The sequence below is a fragment of the Butyricicoccus sp. AM32-19 genome, assembly GCF_003480365.1.
GTDB classification, from domain to species: Bacteria; Bacillota; Clostridia; order Oscillospirales; family Butyricicoccaceae; genus Agathobaculum; species Agathobaculum butyriciproducens.
Genome location: NZ_QUIX01000003.1, coordinates 182,225 through 200,250, shown reverse-complemented (window position 1 = coordinate 200,250; position 18,026 = coordinate 182,225). Strand labels below are relative to the sequence as shown.

Genomic DNA, 18,026 nt, shown 5'->3' with positions numbered 1-18,026 from the left:
TCCACAGAGTTATCCATGTGGAATCCACAGGTTGATTGGGGATAATTAGGCTGTGCATTTTTAGGCTGTGGAAAAGCCGTTTTGCACGAATGCACGGTAAAGATCAGCCGTCGCCGCGGATATTATTATGCAGCTTTTTGATGACGTCCTCGGTCTCACGGGAGTTCTTGCGCTCCTCCTCGATCTTGTTGCAGGCGTGCATGACGGTGGTATGGTCGCGCTTGAATATCTTTGCAATATCGGGGAAGGAGTATTCAAGCTCCTGCCGGATCATGTACATTGCCATCTGCCGCGGGTAGGCCACATCCTTGGAGCGGTTCTGCGAGATCATCTGCTCGACCGGGATATAGAAGTAGTTCGCTACCGCTTCCATAATGCGCTCCGGTGTCGGATTGAGACCCGGATTCTCGGTGCGCAGCGCGTCAATCGCGTTTTCCGCGAGCGAAACCGTGATGCGTTCGCCCATCAGCTCGTGCATGGCCTTGATCTTTTTGACTGCGCCTTCGAGCTGGCGGATATTTGCCTGAATATTCTCTGCAATGTAGTTGGATACGTCATCGGGCAGTTCAACGCCCATTTTGACCGCTTTATCACGGATAATAGCGATTCTGGTCTCAAAATCAGGCGGCTGAATATCAGCCAGCAGACCCCATTCAAAACGGGTCTTCATGCGGTCCTCGAGTGTGTTGATTTCCTTCGGCGGACGGTCAGAAGTGAGCACGATCTGCTTTTTTGCCTCATAAAGAGCGTTAAAGGTATGGAAAAATTCCTCCTGCGTGCGCTCCTTGCCGGCGATGAACTGCACGTCATCCAGCAGCAGCAGGTCAACCATGCGGTACTTGTTGCGGAATGCCTGTACGTTGCCTTCCTGGATGGCGGTGATCAGCTCGTTGGTGAAATCCTCACCCTTTACATATATAATGCGGTATTCTGGATGGGTGCGGCGCAGCACGTTTGCGATCGCGTACATCAGATGCGTTTTACCCAGACCCGAGTTGCCGTAGATAAAAAGCGGGTTGTTCTCTGCCGCCGGGCGCTGCGAAACCGCAAGTGCAGCCGCATGCGCGAATTTGTTGCTCGAACCAACGATAAAACGCTCAAATGTGTAGTCGTCATACGGAGAAGTGCTCGTGCTCGGCGCGGTGTATTCGCCGGTCACCACAACGACCGTGATCGGGTCGCCGGTCAGGTTGTGCAGCACATCCTGTAAAGGAGCGATAAATTTGGACTCGATAAATTCTTTCTTAAAGGGCACCGGAGAGTGCAGCACCAGCCGATTATCCCCAAAGGAAACGACCGTTACGTCGTCAAACCAAGCGGAAATGGTGGAAGGAGGGAAGTCCAGCTGCTCGAGCGCCATCTCCAATATATTGTTTGCCATAGGGCGCCTCCTGTCGATAATGATTCTATTTTATAATAGCATATTTTATCCACAAGTTCAATGCGTCGATGTGGATAACTGTTCGGCGGCATGCCGCGTGGCAGCATGATTTTGAACAGCCGAACCGGTTTATTTACTTCGCGAAATTTAAAAAAATCGGCGTTTTTTACGTCAAAATAATCGAAAATTAAAGCCGGTTGGGAAAAATGCACGGCGTTTTTTATGAAAACTGCGGAATTTCTGCAAAAATTCATCGAAAATAGACGGATTTTCCGCGAAAATCCGAAAATCCGCAGATTGCCGAAAACCGTGATTCCGCAAGCCGTTGAGCATATGTTTCTATTTATCCACAACATGTTGACAACCTGTGCAAACTGCTGAAATTCGTTCCGAGGGTCGGAAAAAATGCTTGACAAAATCGAACCTATATAGGATAATAAATATCGTATCCTATTATGCAGACAGGCAGCGGCATATGCCCGCGTCTTGCGCCGGACCTATGCCGGTGCCCATCTGTAAATTTTAGAACAGGGAGGTGCACAAAGTTATGAAGAGAACGTTCCAGCCGAAGAAGCGTCAGCGCTCCAAGGAGCACGGCTTCCGTAAGCGTATGTCCACGTCCAACGGCCGCAAGGTACTTGCACGCCGTCGCGCTAAGGGTCGCGCTAAGCTGTCTGCTTAATGACAGCCTGTAAAGGGAGTATTCAGACTTCCTGAAAATTCGCGCCAGCGGCGCAAAAGAGTTCGTAACGAGCCGCATTCGTGCGGCTCGTTTTTTCGTTTACGGGCAACACCACTCAAGCAATCGCTGTCTGGAGCGGTGTCATTCTGTTTAGGGTGCAGTCCATGCAGCGAAAATACGGTATTCCGGTTCGGATTTTACTGACCGAAACGAACGAAACAGTAAAATCAGCTTTGCAAACCATCAGATGCAAAGAAAAAATACGTTTTTTTCGAGGGCATCAGGAAAAAACGGGAGCATCAGAAGATGAAAAAAACAGTATCCTTAAAGGAAAACCATGAATTCCGCCGATTGTATCATCGTGGCGTGTCCACGGCAGGAAAACACGTTGTGATCTACTGCCGCAGGAACAAGCTCGGCTACAACCGGCTGGGGCTCACCGTCAGCGCCAAGCTGGCGTGTGCGGTGAAAAGAAACCGCATCAAGCGTTTGTTTCGTGAGGCGTACCGTCTCAACGAGGACAAATTTGCCGACGGCATCGACCTTGTGCTGGTCGCACGGGTACGGGCCGTAGGCGCAAGCTATCAGGAAATCGAAAAATCGCTGCTGCGCGCCTTGAAGGACAACAAGGTTGCGGCAGCTCGGACATGAAGCGGCTGCTGCTGGCGATGATCCGGTTTTATCGCCGGTATATTTCTCCAAACAAACCGCCCTGCTGCCGGTATATCCCGACCTGCTCGCAGTACGCGATCGAGGCCATCGAGAAATACGGCGCGATTAAGGGCGGCTGGCTGGCGTTTAAGCGCATCTGCCGCTGCAATCCTTTCTCTAAGAGAGGACCCTATGATCCGGTTCCATAATAGGAACGGGATCATGTTTTATACTGCCTTACGGCGGTAAAGTGAGGATTTTGCTTTGCAAAATCCTTTTCACTGTGTCGTTTTACAATTTAACATGGAGGTTTTTATGACCCTGGATCAACTTTCTAACCTGATCAAAGATCCGAAGCTGTTCGGTATTTTGATCGTTCGACCGTTCGGCCTGCTCCTGCAGTGGCTGTACAGCATCGTGCAGAACTACGGTATCGCCGTTATCCTGTTCGCGCTGCTGGTAAAGCTGGTCTGCATCCCGCTGACCATCAAGAGCAAGAAGAGTATGCTCGCCATGAGCGCGATGAACGCCGAGCTCCAGCAGCTGCAGAAGAAGTACGCGAACAACCGTGTCAAGCTCAACGAGGAGATGCAGAAGCTGTATGAGAAGCACGGCGTCAGCCCGATGAGCGGCTGCCTGCCCAACCTCATCCCGCTGCCGATCATGATGGGTCTGTACTATGCGGTTCAGCAGCCGCTGCAGTACATCGTCGGCCTGAGCCGCGAGACAGTTATCGCATTGGCGCAGATGATCGGTCTGGATCAGCTTGCGGGCGCAAACTACACCGTTCAGATCCTGATCGCCGAGAAGCTGAACGCTTTCGTGGACGGAAGCGGCCATTTCTCGGATGCTGTTACCAACTGCCTGCAGAGCGGCGAGACCATTTTCCCGCTGGATTTTCACTTCTTCGGTCTGAATCTGGCTGATACGCCGTCCATCTCTCATCCGAGCATTATCTGGATCATCCCGATCCTGTCCGGTCTGACCGCATTCCTGTCCTCCTACATCATGCAGAAGATGCAGGGCACGCAGAACTCTGCGGCAGCAGGTCAGATGAAGATGCTCAACTTTATGATGCCGCTGATGTCGCTGTACTTCGCGTTCATTCTTCCGGGTGCGATCGGCATCTACTGGATCTTCAACAACGTATTTACCTGCGTACAGGAGATCATCCTCACCAAGACGCTCCGCGGCAAGCAGGAGGCCAAGCAGGCTGCTGAGGCTGCCCGCATCGAGGCAGAGAAGCAGGCCAAGCGTGAAGCACACAAGGCTGCACAGAAGCAGCAGTCCCAGAACGCAAAGAACAAAAAGGGGGACAAGTAAATCATGCAGAAGTTTTTAGAGGCTACCGGTGAAAACCGTGACGCAGCAGTCGAGAATGCCCTCAAGCAGCTCGGTCTGGAGCGCGACGATGTATCGGTAGAGGTACTCGAGATCGGCAAAAAGGGCTTTCTGGGTATCGGCGCAACGCCGGCACGTGTGCGCGTGACCTATGAAGCACCGGATATTCCGGCGGCAAAGCCGGAGGTAAAGCGTGAGGAGCGCAAGCCCGCTCCCAAGGCTGAGCCGAAGCAGGAGAAGCCTGCTGTCAAGGCGGAAAAGCCGGCTCCGAAGCAGGAGAAACCCGCAGAGAAGCCGCAGAAGCTGTCCATCACCACGGATGATAACACGCCTCGTCTGGTAAAGGCTGCTCCGGCAGACTTTGTACCGGAAAAGCTGGAGTTTGAGCGTCCGCCGCGCCGTGAGCGCAGCGACCGTCCGCGCCGTGACCGCGGCGACCGCAATGGCCGTGACCGCCGTCCGCGCCGCCCGCGTGAGGACCGTCCGATCACGCCGTCCGTTCCCAAGGAGCGTGAGCTGATCCCGGTTTCCGAAGCAGGCATGCAGCAGGCGGAAAAGCTGGCTACCGATTTTGTAACCGGTCTGCTGGCAAAGATGGGCGTTGAGGGTCAGGTTAAGACCCTGCCGCAGGTAGAGTGCGACCAGCTCCGTCTGGAGATTTCCGGTCCGGATATGGGCCCGATCATCGGCCGCCGCGGCGACACGCTGGATGCCATCCAGTACCTCGGCTCTCTGGTGCTGAATAATGCACTGGATGAGCACGTTCGTCTGTCTGTCGATACCGAAAATTACCGCGAGAAGCGCGCGGAAAGCCTGGAGCGTCTGGCCCGCAAGATGGCGATGAAGGTCGTTAAGGCGCATCGCTCCATGACGCTTGAGCCGATGAACCCGTATGAGCGCCGCATCATCCATGCCGCGCTGCAGGACTTCAACGGTGTGACCACCTATTCGACCGGCACCGAGCCGGGTCGCCGCGTTGTTATTGCGCCGGATAACAGCTATCGCAACCGCGACCGCGGTTAAATCGGGGTATTCGTTATGAACGATACGATTGCCGCAATTTCCTCCTCCGGCGGACCGATCGGTTTGATCCGCGTGTCGGGTGAACGCGCAATCGAAGCGATAAATGCCGTTTTTCAGGCGAAGAACGGCAAGCCGCTTACGGAAGCACCCTCGCAGAAGCTGGTTTACGGCACGCTGACGGACAAGTCCGGTAATGTGATCGACTGCTGCTACGCTGTCGCGCTGCATGCACCGCACACCTATACGGGTGAAACGATGGCGGAGCTGCAGTGCCACGGCTCGACAGCCGTGCTGTGTGCCGGTCTGGACGCTCTGTTCGCGCAGGGCGTGCGGCAGGCAGAGGCAGGTGAGTTTACCCGCCGCGCCTTCTTAAACGGCAAAATGGGCCTTTCTGAGGCTGAAGCCGTGCATGATCTGATCACCGCGCGCACCGCAGAGGCGGCGCAGAATGCGGCGGCACAGGTCATGGGCGCGGTCGGCTCTCCCGTGCAGCAGATGCGCGATGAGCTGCTCGGCATGGTGGCGCATTTCCACGCGGTCGTGGATTTCCCGGACGAGGACATTGATCCGGTGCTGTTCGAGGACGCCGCAGCACTGCTGCACCGCACGACAAGCCGTCTGTACAGCATGGCGGAAAGCTATGAGCGCGGCCGTATTCTTAGAGAAGGCGTACCGTGCGTTATCCTCGGAAGGCCGAACGCCGGCAAGTCCACGCTGCTGAACACGCTGCTCGGCCGCGAGCGGGCGATCGTGACCGATATTCCGGGAACGACCCGCGATCTCATCGAGGAGAATGTCAAGGTCGGACAGATTCTGCTTCGCGTGACCGACACCGCCGGTCTGCGCAACACGGACGATCCGGTGGAGCAGGCGGGCATTGACCGGGCGATGGCGGAGGCTTCGGCTTCCTCGCTCATCCTAGCTGTGTTTGATGGCTCCAAGCCCATCAGTGACGAGGATATGCTCGTGCTGGCACGCTCGGCAGGCCACCGCGCGATCGCGGTTGTGAACAAGGTCGATCTGCCGCAGCAGCTGGATGAAAAGCTGCTGAAAAAGCACTTCCTGCATATCGTGCCGCTTTCTGCGAAAACCGGTGACGGACTGGATAAGCTGCTCAATCTTATCCCGCGAACCGTGGGTCTGGGCGACGGTGCGTTTGACGGTGCACTCATCACTAACGCAAGACAGGCGGCGGCGCTGGCGCGTGCTGCCGAACGCTGTGAAGCAGCGCTGTATGCGGCGCAATCCGGTATGACGCCGGATGCGGTCGTGATGGATGCCGAGGGCGCGATTACCGCACTGGGCGAGATCACCGGCGAAACCGTGACCGATGCGGTCGTTACCCGCATTTTCAGCGACTTCTGCGTCGGAAAGTGATGCAGCTGCAGCTGCTATTAAGAGAAATTGCACTTAAAATTCAGAGAGGACGTTTGCAATCTGTGCAAACGTCCTCTTTTATTTTATGCTGAAATCGTGTATGATATATACTGTATGTCCGCAGGTAAAAATGAGGTAAAAACCACTTGTGCACAACTTCTATCCGGCGGTATACGAGATATAGTGGACAACCCGGAAAATTGCCCTATATTTAACTACTTATTGTAATAATAAAACGGAAATAAAACTGTGCGTATAAAAATATGGTCAAAAACTCACAAGTTATCAACAGTATCCACAGAGTTATCAACAGTTACGCACAGGTTTCACACAACCGAAATCACAGGAATTTTTTGAAAGGGGAGAGAGCGCCAATGACGGTTTTTCCGGCGGAGAGTTTTGATGTAGCGGTGATCGGCGCCGGTCATGCCGGTATTGAGGCGGCACTGGCTGCAGCACGTTTGGGTGCAAAAACAGCGTGTTTTTCGATCAATTTGGACGCCGTAGGCAATATGCCGTGCAATCCGGCGATCGGCGGCACAGCTAAGGGACACCTTGTACGCGAGATAGATGCGCTCGGCGGTGAGATGGCGCGTGCGGCTGACGCGGCCTGCATCCAGTACCGCATGCTCAACCGCGGCAAGGGACCGGCAGTGCACTCGCTGCGTGCACAGGCCGACCGCATTAAATACAGAGAGTATATGAAGCACACGCTTGAGCGGCAGGAAAACCTGTTCCTCATGCAGGACGAGATCGTTTCCGTTGAGGTGGAGAACGGTGCCGTTTCCGCGGTTGTTACCGCCATCGGCGCACGACATCCGGTCAAGGCGGCTGTCATTGCGTCCGGCACATTCCTCGGCGGACGTGTGATCATCGGCGAGTATACCCGTGAATCCGGTCCGGACGGCATGGCGGCAGCCAAGCCGCTCACCGAGTCGCTGCGCGGTCTGGGACTGCGGCTGCAGCGGTTTAAGACGGGTACGCCGCCGCGCATCAATCGCCGTTCAATCAATTATACCGATCTGGCGGAGCAGGCCGGTGAGGATGAGATCATCCCGTTTTCGTTTGAGACCGACCACCCGCCGGACAACCGCGCGGTGTGTTATCTGACCTACACAACCGCGAAAACACATGAAATCATCCGCGCAAATCTGAGCCGTTCGCCGCTGTACGGCGGCCAGATTGAGGGCGTGGGACCGCGCTATTGTCCGTCTATCGAGGACAAAGTGGTGCGCTTTGCGGATAAGCCGCGCCATCAGCTGTTCCTTGAGCCGATGGGTCTGGACACCGAGGAGGTCTATGTGCAGGGCTTCTCGTCGTCCATGCCGTTCGACGTGCAGCGCGAGATGCTGCGCTCGGTCAAGGGATTGGAGAACGCGGAGATTATGCGGCCGGCGTACGCCATCGAGTATGACTGCATCGACCCGCTGGAGCTGCGGCCGACGCTCGAGACGAAAAAGGTGTCCGGACTGTACGGCGCAGGCCAGTTCTGCGGCTCGTCCGGCTATGAGGAGGCGGCTGCGCAGGGACTGGTTGCGGGCATCAATGCTGCGCTCAAAATCAAGGGTGAGAAGCCGCTTGTACTCGACCGTGCGGACGGCTACATCGGTACGCTGATCGATGATCTGGTGACGCGCGGCACGAGCGAACCCTACCGCATGATGACCTCACGCTCGGAGTATCGCCTGCTTCTGCGGCAGGATAACGCAGATGAGCGTCTGGTGCCGATTGGTGTTCGAGTTGGCTTAAATCCGCCGGAACGCGGAGAAAAAGTGCGTAAAAAGTACGAAGCCGTGCAGGCAGAAATCGACCGCACAGCCTCGGTCGGCGTGGTGCCGAGCGATAAATTGAACGGCTTTCTTGCGGGTAAAAACTCCACACCGCTCAAGGCGGGCTGCAAGCTGATCGACCTGCTGCGCCGCCCGGAACTCAGCTATGCGGACCTTGCAATGTTCGATCCTGAGCGTCCGGAGCTGCCCGCTGTTATCCGTGAGCAAGTGGAAATTCGAGTCAAATATGCGGGCTATATCGAGCGCCAGATGCGTGATGTGGAGCAGTACCGCAAGCTGCAGAGCCGCCCGCTGCCGCTCGATCTGGACTACAACGAGGTGGACTCGCTGCGACTGGAAGCACGTCAGAAACTGAACGCCGTCAAGCCGCTGAATTTCGGTCAGGCGGCCCGTATTTCGGGCGTTTCACCGGCGGATATCACGGCACTGATGATCTACATTGAGACCCATAAAAAGGAGGAAAAGGCATGACCGAACGCGAGCTTTTGACCGCCGGTCTGCGCGAGCTGGGCGTCGCAGAGTGTCCGTTTGCAGCGGACAACTTACTGCGTTATTCCGAGATTCTGCGCGAGAAAAACAAGGTTATGAATCTGACCGCCATTACCGATCCGACCGAAATCGTGACCCGGCATTTCCTCGATTGCGCGGCACTTGCACCGTATATGCCGCAGGATGGACGCGTGCTCGATGTGGGAACGGGAGCCGGTTTTCCGGGCATGCCGCTGGCGATTCTGTGCCCGCAGACCGAGTTTGTGCTGCTCGATGCACTGCGCAAGCGCATTGATTTTCTAAATGAAGTCATCGCCGAACTGGGCCTGACCAACGTTACTGCGGTGCATGCCCGTGCGGAGGATTACGCCAGGGACAACCGCGGCACGTTTGATCTTGCGGTGTCGCGTGCGGTAGCCGATCTGCGCGTGCTGAGTGAACTTGCGCTGCCGATGGTCAAGGTCGGCGGTGCGTTCCTCGCCATGAAGGCCGAGGACTGCACAGAGGAAGTTGAAACAGCGGCAAACGCCCGAACGGTTCTCGGTGCGCCGGACGCTGAAGTGCTGCACTACACTGTGCCGTTTGATGAGGTTTCCCGAGCCATCGTGCGCCTGCAGAAAACACAGGAAACACCGGAAAAGTATCCGCGCCGCTTCAAGAAAATACAGACTTCGCCGCTGTAAATCAGGCGAGAAATATACGGAAAGTACCCCTCTGTACGGAAAATTACAGAGGGTATTTTTTGTCCGAAAATAGGGGAAAATATAGATATCAAGTAGAATTTGTCATGTTTTCGTCGAATTTTGCAGATTGTGCGGTCGATTTTACTTGTCAATATGTAATTATATGGTAATCTATTACCAAGGGCGACATTTCTGCTGGTGGTGCGGCAGAGATAAGCGCGAATGAAATGAACGAATAAGACGAATTGGAGAGTGGTTGACCATGATGTCTGTATTAACACTGGTTTCCGGCAAAGAGGATCGCACGCTGCGGCGTATTCGCGTGAGTGAGATTGCGCGCAATCCCAATCAGCCGAGAAAATACTTTGATCCGGAGGCAATCGCGCAGCTGGCAGAGAGTATCCGGCAGTACGGCGTGCTCAATCCGCTGACCGTACGGCGTGCTCCCGGAGGCGGTTACGAGCTTGTGGCAGGGGAGAGAAGGCTGCGCGCGGCGCGTGTTGCGGGGCTTAACGATGTACCGTGTCTGCTGATTGCGGCGGATAACGAGGATTCCTCGGCGATTGCGCTCGTGGAGAACCTGCAAAGGCGTGATCTGGATTTTTTCGAGGAAGCCTACGGCTTCAAGCGTCTGATCGATCAGTACGGACTAACGCAGGAGGAAGCCGCGCGCAAAGTGGGGAAAACACAGTCTGCGGTGGCGAATAAGCTGCGTCTGCTGCGGCTTTCTCCGCAAAATATGGAATTGATCCGCAGTGCGAACCTTACAGAGCGGCACGCGCGCTGTCTGCTGCGTCTGCGTGATGACGAGGAACGGATGAACGCCACACACTATATTATCGAGAACGAATTAAACGTCAGCCGATCGGAGGAGTATATCGAGAACCTGCTGGAGCAGAAAAAGCATCCGGAGTTGACCGAGCCGCCGCATAAGGATAATGTTGTGCGGCTTATTAAGGATGTGCGTTTTTTCCTGAATACGCTCAATCGGGCGGTCGGCGTGATGGTGGACGCCGGAATCGGTGCAACCGTAGACCGGCAGGAAAACGAGGATGGGATTACGCTGACAATCAATATTCCGCACGCAAAAAGCTGATGTTTCACGTGAAACACTTTTGTTCCACAGGAGGGCGGATTTTGTTTCACGTGAAACATGGGATAGTTGCTTGCGAAGCAAACGGAATCTGCGCTGACGCCGCGCGGGCGCACAAGAGGGTAGACACCAAGGTTTGCCCGTAGGCCACTAAACCTTTTTTCCGCGCCGTGCGCGGATTAAATGAGTACCACCCTCTTGTGAATTACCCCTTTCCCTTTAGGAAGCACGGCGAAAATCGGAGAGCGGCGACCGCTGCGAAAAGGAGAACGGCAGTCGGGTTACTCTTGCGTGACTTTCGTAGACTATCGCAGTTTACAGATATATGTACTGCTACACATGTCGGCTACTCTACGCAGGGTCGGCATAACAGTGCCGACCAACGGTTTTACTGTGTATGATGCACGGCAATTCTGGGTAGGGCGGGAGCAGATTGGAGAGCGTGTAAATGTATATATAATAAGGTAAGAGAGCCGAACGGCTCTCTTTTGTTTCACGTGAAACAAAAGTCAATGAATTTACCAGTTGTATCCTGCAAAACGGCAAAATACTTGATGTTTCACGTGAAACAGCTGTAAAAATACTGTGATTGCTTTGCAATTAAAAGTGCAATGTGATATAATGAAATCCGTAGAAAAAACCATGGACGAGAGGAAATGACTATGGGGAAGATTATCGCGTTTGCCAATCAAAAGGGCGGCGTGGGAAAAACTACAACCGCCATCAACCTCGCGGCAGCGTTGTCAGAGCGCGAAAAGCGCGTTCTGCTGTGTGATTTCGATCCGCAGGGCAATGCAACCTCCGGTTTTGGCGTGGATCCGCGCTCACTGGGAACCTCGATTTACGATTTGATTGTAGCCGATCAGCCGGATGTCAAGAGCGCAATCGTATCGACCAAGTGGGTTGATCTGCTGGGCGCGAACGTCAATCTGGCGGGTGCTGAGTTGGATTTGATTGGAATGTCCGACCGCGAGTACCGTCTGAAAAACGTACTCGATCAGGTGAAGGACGATTACGACTATGTATTTATCGACTGTCCGCCGTCACTCGGTCTGCTGACGCTCAACTGCCTGTGTGCGGCCGACAGCTTTCTGGTGCCGCTGCAGTGCGAGTATTACGCGCTTGAAGGTCTGAGTCAGCTGATGACGACCGTGCGTATGGTAAAGAAGGCGCTCAACCGCAAGCTGGTGATGGAAGGCGTGCTGCTGACCATGTTTGACGGACGCACCAATCTGTCGATTCAGGTGGTTGAGGAAGTGAAAAAGCACTTCCCGGGCGAGGTGTTTTCGGCTGTTGTGCCGCGCAACGTGCGTCTGAGTGAAGCGCCGAGCCACGGCAAGCCCATAACGGCATACGACAGAATGTGCCGCGGCGCAGAGGCTTATCTGGCTCTCGCGGACGAGATTCTGAAGAAAAATGACCGAAAGGGGAGAAGCTGATGGCAGGCGCAAAAATGGGTCTGGGCGGCGGCTTGTCCAACCTTTTCGGCAGTGATACCAGCGATTTAATGGAAGAAAGTCTGGATAACGGCACAAAAAACCTGCCTTTGGCAAAAATCGAGCCGAATCCCGATCAGCCGAGGAAGGTCTTTGATCAGGTATCTCTGGACGAGCTGGCAGAGAGCATTCGCCTGCACGGCGTCATCACACCAATCACGGTGCGCAAGGGCGAGAAGGACGGCTACTACCAGATCATTGCAGGTGAGCGCCGCTGGCGTGCAGCACGTCAGGCAGGTTTGGAAGACATTCCTGCGATGGTGCTTGAGGCTGAGGAAGACGAGGTCATGGAGCTGGCACTGATCGAAAATCTGCAGCGGCAGGACCTGAACCCGATCGAAGAAGCCGAAGGCTATGAGCGTCTGATGAAGCAGTTCGGACTGACGCAGGAGCAGGTTGCCAAGCGCGTGGTCAAGTCCCGTTCGGCGGTAGCGAACGCACTGCGTCTGCTGGCTTTGCCGACCGAGGTGCGGACGATGGTCAGCGAAGGCGAAATCTCCGGCGGTCACGCGCGGGCAGTCCTTGCAGTAAACGAAGCGGATAAGCGCGTAGAGGCAGCCAGACAGATGGTCGGCCTGTCGGTCCGTCAGTCGGAAGCGCTGGCCAAGCGCATGAACAAAAAGCCGGTCGAGAAGCCTGAGCAGTCGCTCGAGGTTTCCGTGGACTACATTGCCGAGCTGGAGAAGGAGCTGGAGGGCGCCCTCGGACGCAAGATCAGCATCCAGCAGGGCAAGCACAGCGGCCAGCTGACGCTGGAATATTACGGCGCAGAAGATTTAGAGCGGCTCAGTGAAGCACTCCGAAACCTGCGTGTATAAAGGAGGCAAGCAATGGACGAGCAGAATAAGCAGCCGGAACAGAACAAGCCGGAGAAAAAGCTCAGCCGCACCACGCTGACCTTTTATATCGTCGGACTGTTTTCTGTAGCGATTGCGCTGATCCTGATCAGCTATGTGGCGCAGTCGCGTGCGGACAAGCAGGTCGAAAATCTAAGCTCACAGCTGACACAGCAGCAGACCGTGGCACAGGGCGCAACCCAGAAAGTGGAAGATTTACAGAAGCAGTATGACATACAGAACACTGCACTGGATAAGGTCCGCAAGACGCTGGACAGCGAGCAGGCGGCAACCGATGTAGTCGGTGCTACCGAGCGGCGTATGGAGGAGCGTGAGGTGTATCAGTACCTTGCGCAGATCGGCGTTTCCCTGGCGGCAAAGCAGACCGCAGATGCCCGCAAGACCTGCGACGAAATGCTGACGAAATACAGCGAGGAGCGTTTGTTGGGCAGCAGCGAGGATGGCTTTGATGAGAACATCAGCAAACTGTTCCAGTCGGTCAAAGCTGCACTGGAGCAGGCTGAGAAAGCACAGGATGCAGAGCCGAACGACACGGAAGAATAACACGTATATAATGTAAAAGGAGATATAGACACAATGCTGGATATCAAATTTGTCCGCACCAATCCGGATGCGGTAAAGGAAAACATCAAGAAGAAGTTCCAGGACGAGAAGCTCCCGATGGTTGACGAGGTCATCGAGTTTGACGCGAAGTACCGTGCAGCCAAGACCCGCTGTGACGAGCTGCGTGCACAGCGCAACAAGAAGTCCAAGGAAATCGGCGGTCTGATGGCTAAGGGTCAGAAGGAAGAGGCTGAGAAGATCAAGGCCGAGGTTAAGGCAATGGCCGACGAGATGACCAAGCTCGAGGAGGACGAAAAGACCTTCGCTGAGGAAGTCAAGAACCGTATGATGGTCATCCCGAACATCATTGACCCGTCCGTTCCGATCGGCAAGGACGATTCCGAGAACGTTGAGATTGAGAAGTTTGGCGATCCGGTCGTTCCGGATTTCGAGGTTCCGTATCACGTTGATATTATGGAGTCCTTCGACGGCATCGACCTCGATGCTGCACGCCGCACCTCCGGCAACGGCTTCTACTACCTGAAGGGTGATATTGCCCGTCTGCATTCCTCCATCCTGTCCTACGCACGCGACTTCATGATCGACCGCGGCTTCACCTACTACATTCCGCCGTTCATGATTCACGGTGATGTCGTTAAGGGCGTTATGTCCTTTAAGGAAATGGAGAACATGATGTACAAGATCGAGGGCGAGGACCTGTACCTGATCGGTACCTCCGAGCACTCCATGATCGGCAAGTTCATCGACACCATCAACGATGAGGAAACCCTTCCGCAGACCCTGACCAGCTACTCTCCGTGCTTCCGTAAGGAAGTCGGCGCACACGGCATCGAGGAGCGCGGCGTATACCGTATTCACCAGTTTGAGAAGCAGGAAATGGTTGTTGTCTGCAAGCCGGAAGAGAGCAAGATGTGGTATGACAAACTGTGGCAGAACACGGTTGACTTCTTCCGTTCGATGGACATTCCGGTTCGTACGCTCGAGTGCTGCTCCGGCGACCTGGCTGACCTGAAGGTTAAGTCCTGCGACGTAGAGGCATGGTCGCCGCGCCAGAAGAAGTACTTCGAGGTAGGCTCCTGCTCCAACCTTGGCGACGCACAGGCTCGCCGTCTGGGCATCCGTGTCCGCAGCAAGGAGAATCCGAAGGAGCTGTACTTCGCACACACGCTGAACAACACCGTTGTTGCACCTCCGCGTATGCTGATCGCATTCCTCGAGAACAACCTGCGTGAGGACGGCTCGGTTGCAATCCCGAAGCCGCTTCAGCCGTATATGGGCGGCATGACTGAGATCCGCAGAAAGTAATTTATCTTACTATAGAAAAAAGGAGAGATTCCAATGCAGGTTGGTATTAAGGGCGAGAAGAAGTTCACCGTAACCAAGGATCAGCTGGCATGCAATGTAGGCAGCGGTCTGGTATCCGTGTTTGCCACCCCGATGATGATCGCAGCTATCGAGAACACTGCAGCAGGCAGCGTAGCCAGTGAGCTGGAAGAGGGTAAGACCACGGTCGGCACGCTGGTAAACGTAAGCCACGTTGCCGCTACGCCGGAGGGCATGGAAGTCCGCATCGAGACCGAGCTGACCGAGATCGCGCCGAACGGCAAGATGCTCACCTTCAAGGTTGCCGCATATGATGAGGCAGGCCTGATCGGTGAGGGCACGCATCAGCGCGCTATCGTAGCGAAGGAGCGCTTTGAGCAGAAGGCACAGAGCAAGCTGTCCAAGTAAAAATAAGCAAAAGAAAAACGCTGTGGAGAGATTCCACAGCGTTTTTTGTTGGTGCGGGTAACAGGACTTGAACCTGCACGTCGAGGACACCAGAACCTAAATCTGGCGCGTCTGCCAATTCCGCCATACCCGCAGGTAAGATTAGTATACCCTTTTTGCGGGTATTTGTCAATCTTGATGATATGCTCATCGGGAGTGGGCACTTGCGAAGCGAGGGAATCTGCGCTGACGCCGCGCGGGCGCACAAGAGGGTAGACACCTGCGGTTTCCACCCTCTTGAGAATCACCCCTTTCCCATGGATAGCCTGGCGCAGATTACCGATATGTGACCTCTCCGAAATATGGGGAACGGCAGAGGATTTTTTCTTCTGTAGGGGAGCACAGTGTGCTCCCATGCCGAAACCTATACGCAGTGCTGGATACCGTTCTGCTACACAGACGGGCTACTCTACGCAGGCGCGGCATAACCGTGCCGCGCAACTCGTTAGCGCGTTATGATAGACAGCACCTACGAGGATAAATTGTACCAAATGCCTAATCCGCAGGTGCCGTGCGGTACAACGCGCCAAAGAGTTGCGCGACACTGTTATGTCGCGCCTGCGCAGACTTTCCGGTCTGTGTAGCAGAATACTATCTGACCCTGCGAACAGGTTGAGAAAGATACGGAAGAAAAAATCCTCTGCCGTTCCCCATTATCGAAGCGGTCGCCGGTCTCTGGTCTGCGCCAGACTAAGAAATAAAGGGAAACGGGAGTTAAGAGGGTAGAAACCGCAGGTGTCTACCCTCTTGCCCCTGCCGCGGGTGCGGCGAATCCTGCATGAGCAAACTCCTACGCAAAACTAAGGATTCCCCCTTGCAATCTGCGATATTTCGTGATATATTGTTAGTTAGTAAAAGCTAACCAGCTCGGGTACAAAAGGAGCATTACACCCATGTTGAAAATTACTCTCGGCGTTGACGGCATGATGTGCGGCATGTGCGAAAGCCATGTCAACGATGCGGTTCGCAAGGCATTTCCTGTGAAGAAGGTCACTTCCTCTCACGGCAAGGGGCAGACGGTTATCCTCACTGAGCAGGATCTCGATGAGCAGGCTGTCCGCGATGCGGTAAACGCTACCGGCTACACCGTTACGTCCTTTTCCAAGGAGCGATATGAGAAAAAGGGACTGTTTTCCTTTCTGCATAAATGAGCAGAGTAAGGCCGCTTTGCAGCGGCTTTGCTTTTCAACATAGGTTAGCAAAATCTAACCTAATAAACCGATATATACCAACGGAGGAAATCGCAGTGCTGGAAACTCTGCTCAAACCGAATACCGGCGCATCGCTGTCCGGCTGCGTACGCTGGACCCAGCCGATGGATGGCGTGCGCGTGTGCGATTTTGACTGCGCGCTGAGCGTGCCGCCGGCCATGCCTGCGGAGCCATCCGAGGTGCCGTGCGAGGTGCTATTCTGCCGGCAGGGCGGTCTGCGGCTGACCATGACCAATGGGCGGCAAGTGTTTCTGCATGAGCACGAGGTACTGCTGCTGCTCGGCGCAAGTGTGCAGAGCCTTTCGGTCGCGGACGGATTGTTCAGCGGTGAGCTGGTGCTCATCGAGCAGAGCGCAGCGGCACCGTGCCGTCTGACGGTCAACGCAGCACGAATCAAAGCACGAGTCACTCCGCATATGGGCTGCGTAGTGCTGCGCAGCGCGGTGTGGATTGATAGTCTGGCTGCGGCACTGCAGTCCGTTCCGGAGCAGGACAGAGCCGCCTACAGTGCAATCAAGGCCATTGAGCTGCTGTACCTCATCAGTACAGACAGTCCGCTGCTGACGATACCGCCGGAATCCGTCTCCCGCGATCACTATCTGACCGATACAGTGAGGCAGGTACAAGAGTATATGGTATCGCACCTGTCCGACCCGCTTACGATCGACCAGCTGTCTGCACGGTTCCGCATTTCGCCAACCGCCCTGAAGGATATATTTCGGCAGACCTATGGTCGTCCGATCCACCAGTATCTGCTTGAAAAGCGGGTGCAGCATGCTGCCGAACTGCTGCATCGGAGTCCGCTCTCCATCGTGGATATTGCAGCGGCGGTCGGCTATAACAGCGCCAGTCAGTTCGGTGTGGCGTTCAAGCGCCGCTATCAGCTGACGCCCTCGCAGTACCGCCGACAAGCTCGAAAAAGTTAGCAAAATGCAACTATTTTGACGATAAAACTAAAAATTAGCGGCAACAAACTGCGAAAATGTCCGATTCCGTGCGTTTCATGTCTAAAGCTGTGCGACAAGCAGGGAAAATTGTGATATGATAATCGCAAACAAAAAACACACCATGTTTGGAGGTGTACTGTATGAAGCAGCATCGTTTTTGGGCATGGGCCGCGTTGTTCTGCATGGTAATGACGATGATTACCGGCTGTAAGCGCAAGTGAGATTGATAGGAGGAACATATTATGAAGAAGATTTACAAGGACATCGCCGTATTTGTTGGTGGCACTCTGTTCGGTTCCGCAGGTATCAAGCTGCTGAGCAGCAAGGATGCTAAGAACGTATATACCCATGCTACCGCAGCGGTTCTTCGCATGAAGGATACTGTTATGAATACCGTTGACTGCGTTAAGGAGAACGTCGGCGACATCCTCGCTTCCGCAGAGGAGATCAACGAGAAGCGCGCTGCTGAGGCAGAGGCTGCTGCTGTTGAGGATGCAGACATTGAGGTTGAGCTGACCGATGAGGACCCGACTGCTGCTCCGGTTGAGGCATAAGAACCTGTTGCCAAACCGTGGTTTGGCGGACAGGAAGAACGGACTGTGAGCCGTTCCAAAGTCGCCCGAAAGTTCCCGTTCGGAAGCTTTCTCCCTCTTAGGGAATGAAAACCGAGG

19 protein-coding genes and 1 tRNA gene are annotated in these 18,026 nt (G+C 54.8%); 18 read left to right on the top strand and 2 right to left on the bottom strand.

What is annotated here, in order from left to right; genetic code table 11:
* Nucleotides 1-103: 103 nt before the first annotated feature.
* On the bottom strand, nucleotides 104-1,381 hold the full coding sequence (gene dnaA / locus DW806_RS04685) for a chromosomal replication initiator protein DnaA (RefSeq protein ID WP_243022633.1): 1,278 nt from the start codon (nucleotides 1,379-1,381) through the stop codon (nucleotides 104-106).
* A 547-nt stretch (nucleotides 1,382-1,928) separates the two neighbouring features.
* On the opposite strand from dnaA, the gene rpmH reads away from it, so the two are divergent.
* The 15 genes from rpmH (at nucleotide 1,929) to DW806_RS04615 (ending at nucleotide 15,158) form a co-directional block, all read left to right on the top strand.
* Complete coding sequence (gene rpmH / locus DW806_RS04680; RefSeq protein ID WP_110435757.1) at nucleotides 1,929-2,063, top strand: 50S ribosomal protein L34; 135 nt, start codon at nucleotides 1,929-1,931, stop codon at nucleotides 2,061-2,063.
* A gap of 80 nt (nucleotides 2,064-2,143) precedes the next feature.
* On the top strand, nucleotides 2,144-2,404 hold the full coding sequence (locus tag DW806_RS15115; protein ID WP_158578291.1) for a hypothetical protein: 261 nt from the start codon (nucleotides 2,144-2,146) through the stop codon (nucleotides 2,402-2,404).
* On the top strand, nucleotides 2,370-2,714 hold the full coding sequence (rnpA, locus tag DW806_RS04675) for a ribonuclease P protein component (RefSeq protein WP_110435756.1): 345 nt from the start codon (nucleotides 2,370-2,372) through the stop codon (nucleotides 2,712-2,714). The genes DW806_RS15115 and rnpA overlap by 35 nt, the downstream gene beginning before the upstream one ends.
* Nucleotides 2,711-2,923 carry a membrane protein insertion efficiency factor YidD gene (gene yidD / locus DW806_RS04670; protein ID WP_110435755.1) on the top strand — a complete coding sequence of 71 codons (213 nt, stop codon included), beginning with the start codon at nucleotides 2,711-2,713 and terminating at the stop codon, nucleotides 2,921-2,923. The genes rnpA and yidD overlap by 4 nt, the downstream gene beginning before the upstream one ends.
* 106 nt (nucleotides 2,924-3,029) lie before the next feature.
* Nucleotides 3,030-4,037 carry a YidC/Oxa1 family membrane protein insertase gene (locus DW806_RS04665; RefSeq protein ID WP_158578290.1) on the top strand — a complete coding sequence of 336 codons (1,008 nt, stop codon included), beginning with the start codon at nucleotides 3,030-3,032 and terminating at the stop codon, nucleotides 4,035-4,037.
* 3 nt (nucleotides 4,038-4,040) lie between these two features.
* A complete protein-coding gene (jag, locus tag DW806_RS04660; protein ID WP_118564344.1) occupies nucleotides 4,041-5,078 on the top strand; it encodes an RNA-binding cell elongation regulator Jag/EloR in 1,038 nt (345 codons plus the stop codon).
* 15 nt (nucleotides 5,079-5,093) lie between these two features.
* A complete protein-coding gene (gene mnmE, locus DW806_RS04655) occupies nucleotides 5,094-6,455 on the top strand; it encodes a tRNA uridine-5-carboxymethylaminomethyl(34) synthesis GTPase MnmE (protein WP_110435752.1) in 1,362 nt (453 codons plus the stop codon).
* A gap of 374 nt (nucleotides 6,456-6,829) precedes the next feature.
* Nucleotides 6,830-8,716, top strand: a complete 1,887-nt coding sequence (gene mnmG / locus DW806_RS04650; protein WP_118729258.1) for a tRNA uridine-5-carboxymethylaminomethyl(34) synthesis enzyme MnmG — start codon at nucleotides 6,830-6,832, stop codon at nucleotides 8,714-8,716.
* Entirely contained in the window at nucleotides 8,713-9,417 is a 705-nt protein-coding gene (gene rsmG, locus DW806_RS04645; protein WP_118729257.1) for a 16S rRNA (guanine(527)-N(7))-methyltransferase RsmG, read from the top strand. Before mnmG ends, rsmG begins: the two co-directional genes overlap by 4 nt.
* A 262-nt stretch (nucleotides 9,418-9,679) precedes the next feature.
* Nucleotides 9,680-10,513 (top strand): ParB/RepB/Spo0J family partition protein, encoded by an 834-nt coding sequence (locus DW806_RS04640; protein WP_243022631.1) that lies wholly within the window; start codon nucleotides 9,680-9,682, stop codon nucleotides 10,511-10,513.
* A gap of 659 nt (nucleotides 10,514-11,172) precedes the next feature.
* Nucleotides 11,173-11,949, top strand: coding sequence for a ParA family protein (locus tag DW806_RS04635; RefSeq protein WP_116705075.1), 777 nt, complete (start codon nucleotides 11,173-11,175; stop codon nucleotides 11,947-11,949).
* Nucleotides 11,949-12,824, top strand: a complete 876-nt coding sequence (locus tag DW806_RS04630) for a ParB/RepB/Spo0J family partition protein (RefSeq protein ID WP_118729256.1) — start codon at nucleotides 11,949-11,951, stop codon at nucleotides 12,822-12,824. Before DW806_RS04635 ends, DW806_RS04630 begins: the two co-directional genes overlap by 1 nt.
* Nucleotides 12,825-12,836: 12 nt before the next feature.
* Nucleotides 12,837-13,406: a hypothetical protein gene (locus DW806_RS04625; protein ID WP_118729255.1), complete on the top strand. Its 570-nt coding sequence runs from the start codon at nucleotides 12,837-12,839 to the stop codon at nucleotides 13,404-13,406.
* A gap of 33 nt (nucleotides 13,407-13,439) precedes the next feature.
* Nucleotides 13,440-14,732: a serine--tRNA ligase gene (serS, locus tag DW806_RS04620; protein WP_118729254.1), complete on the top strand. Its 1,293-nt coding sequence runs from the start codon at nucleotides 13,440-13,442 to the stop codon at nucleotides 14,730-14,732.
* A 33-nt stretch (nucleotides 14,733-14,765) separates the two neighbouring features.
* Nucleotides 14,766-15,158 carry a thioesterase family protein gene (locus DW806_RS04615; RefSeq protein ID WP_118729253.1) on the top strand — a complete coding sequence of 131 codons (393 nt, stop codon included), beginning with the start codon at nucleotides 14,766-14,768 and terminating at the stop codon, nucleotides 15,156-15,158.
* Nucleotides 15,159-15,207: 49 nt separating this feature from the next.
* Here the strand turns inward: DW806_RS04615 and DW806_RS04610 are convergent.
* Nucleotides 15,208-15,291, bottom strand: a tRNA-Leu gene (locus DW806_RS04610).
* Nucleotides 15,292-16,090: 799 nt separating this feature from the next.
* On the opposite strand from DW806_RS04610, the gene DW806_RS04605 reads away from it, so the two are divergent.
* The 3 genes from DW806_RS04605 to DW806_RS04595 all read left to right on the top strand — a co-directional run bounded on the left by DW806_RS04605 (nucleotide 16,091) and on the right by DW806_RS04595 (nucleotide 17,909).
* Nucleotides 16,091-16,348: a heavy-metal-associated domain-containing protein gene (locus DW806_RS04605; RefSeq protein ID WP_116705072.1), complete on the top strand. Its 258-nt coding sequence runs from the start codon at nucleotides 16,091-16,093 to the stop codon at nucleotides 16,346-16,348.
* Between the two features lie 95 nt (nucleotides 16,349-16,443).
* Entirely contained in the window at nucleotides 16,444-17,334 is an 891-nt protein-coding gene (locus DW806_RS04600) for a helix-turn-helix domain-containing protein (protein ID WP_158578289.1), read from the top strand.
* A gap of 263 nt (nucleotides 17,335-17,597) precedes the next feature.
* Nucleotides 17,598-17,909, top strand: a complete 312-nt coding sequence (locus tag DW806_RS04595; protein ID WP_116705070.1) for a DUF6110 family protein — start codon at nucleotides 17,598-17,600, stop codon at nucleotides 17,907-17,909.
* Nucleotides 17,910-18,026: the final 117 nt, after the last annotated feature.

Bases quoted from the DNA above. Each gene is read 5' to 3' on its own strand.
- DW806_RS04635 (WP_116705075.1), top strand. From the start codon at position 11,173: ATGGGGAAGATTATCGCGTTTGCCAATCAAAAGGGCGGCGTGGGAAAA.
- DW806_RS04595 (WP_116705070.1), top strand. From the start codon at position 17,598: ATGAAGAAGATTTACAAGGACATCGCCGTATTTGTTGGTGGCACTCTG.
- DW806_RS04625 (WP_118729255.1), top strand. From the start codon at position 12,837: ATGGACGAGCAGAATAAGCAGCCGGAACAGAACAAGCCGGAGAAAAAG.
- rpmH (WP_110435757.1), top strand. From the start codon at position 1,929: ATGAAGAGAACGTTCCAGCCGAAGAAGCGTCAGCGCTCCAAGGAGCAC.
- dnaA (WP_243022633.1), bottom strand. From the start codon at position 1,381: ATGGCAAACAATATATTGGAGATGGCGCTCGAGCAGCTGGACTTCCCT.
- mnmG (WP_118729258.1), top strand. From the start codon at position 6,830: ATGACGGTTTTTCCGGCGGAGAGTTTTGATGTAGCGGTGATCGGCGCC.
- DW806_RS04640 (WP_243022631.1), top strand. From the start codon at position 9,680: ATGATGTCTGTATTAACACTGGTTTCCGGCAAAGAGGATCGCACGCTG.
- yidD (WP_110435755.1), top strand. From the start codon at position 2,711: ATGAAGCGGCTGCTGCTGGCGATGATCCGGTTTTATCGCCGGTATATT.
- DW806_RS04630 (WP_118729256.1), top strand. From the start codon at position 11,949: ATGGCAGGCGCAAAAATGGGTCTGGGCGGCGGCTTGTCCAACCTTTTC.
- DW806_RS04615 (WP_118729253.1), top strand. From the start codon at position 14,766: ATGCAGGTTGGTATTAAGGGCGAGAAGAAGTTCACCGTAACCAAGGAT.
- jag (WP_118564344.1), top strand. From the start codon at position 4,041: ATGCAGAAGTTTTTAGAGGCTACCGGTGAAAACCGTGACGCAGCAGTC.
- mnmE (WP_110435752.1), top strand. From the start codon at position 5,094: ATGAACGATACGATTGCCGCAATTTCCTCCTCCGGCGGACCGATCGGT.
- rsmG (WP_118729257.1), top strand. From the start codon at position 8,713: ATGACCGAACGCGAGCTTTTGACCGCCGGTCTGCGCGAGCTGGGCGTC.
- serS (WP_118729254.1), top strand. From the start codon at position 13,440: ATGCTGGATATCAAATTTGTCCGCACCAATCCGGATGCGGTAAAGGAA.
- DW806_RS04605 (WP_116705072.1), top strand. From the start codon at position 16,091: ATGTTGAAAATTACTCTCGGCGTTGACGGCATGATGTGCGGCATGTGC.
- DW806_RS04665 (WP_158578290.1), top strand. From the start codon at position 3,030: ATGACCCTGGATCAACTTTCTAACCTGATCAAAGATCCGAAGCTGTTC.
- rnpA (WP_110435756.1), top strand. From the start codon at position 2,370: ATGAAAAAAACAGTATCCTTAAAGGAAAACCATGAATTCCGCCGATTG.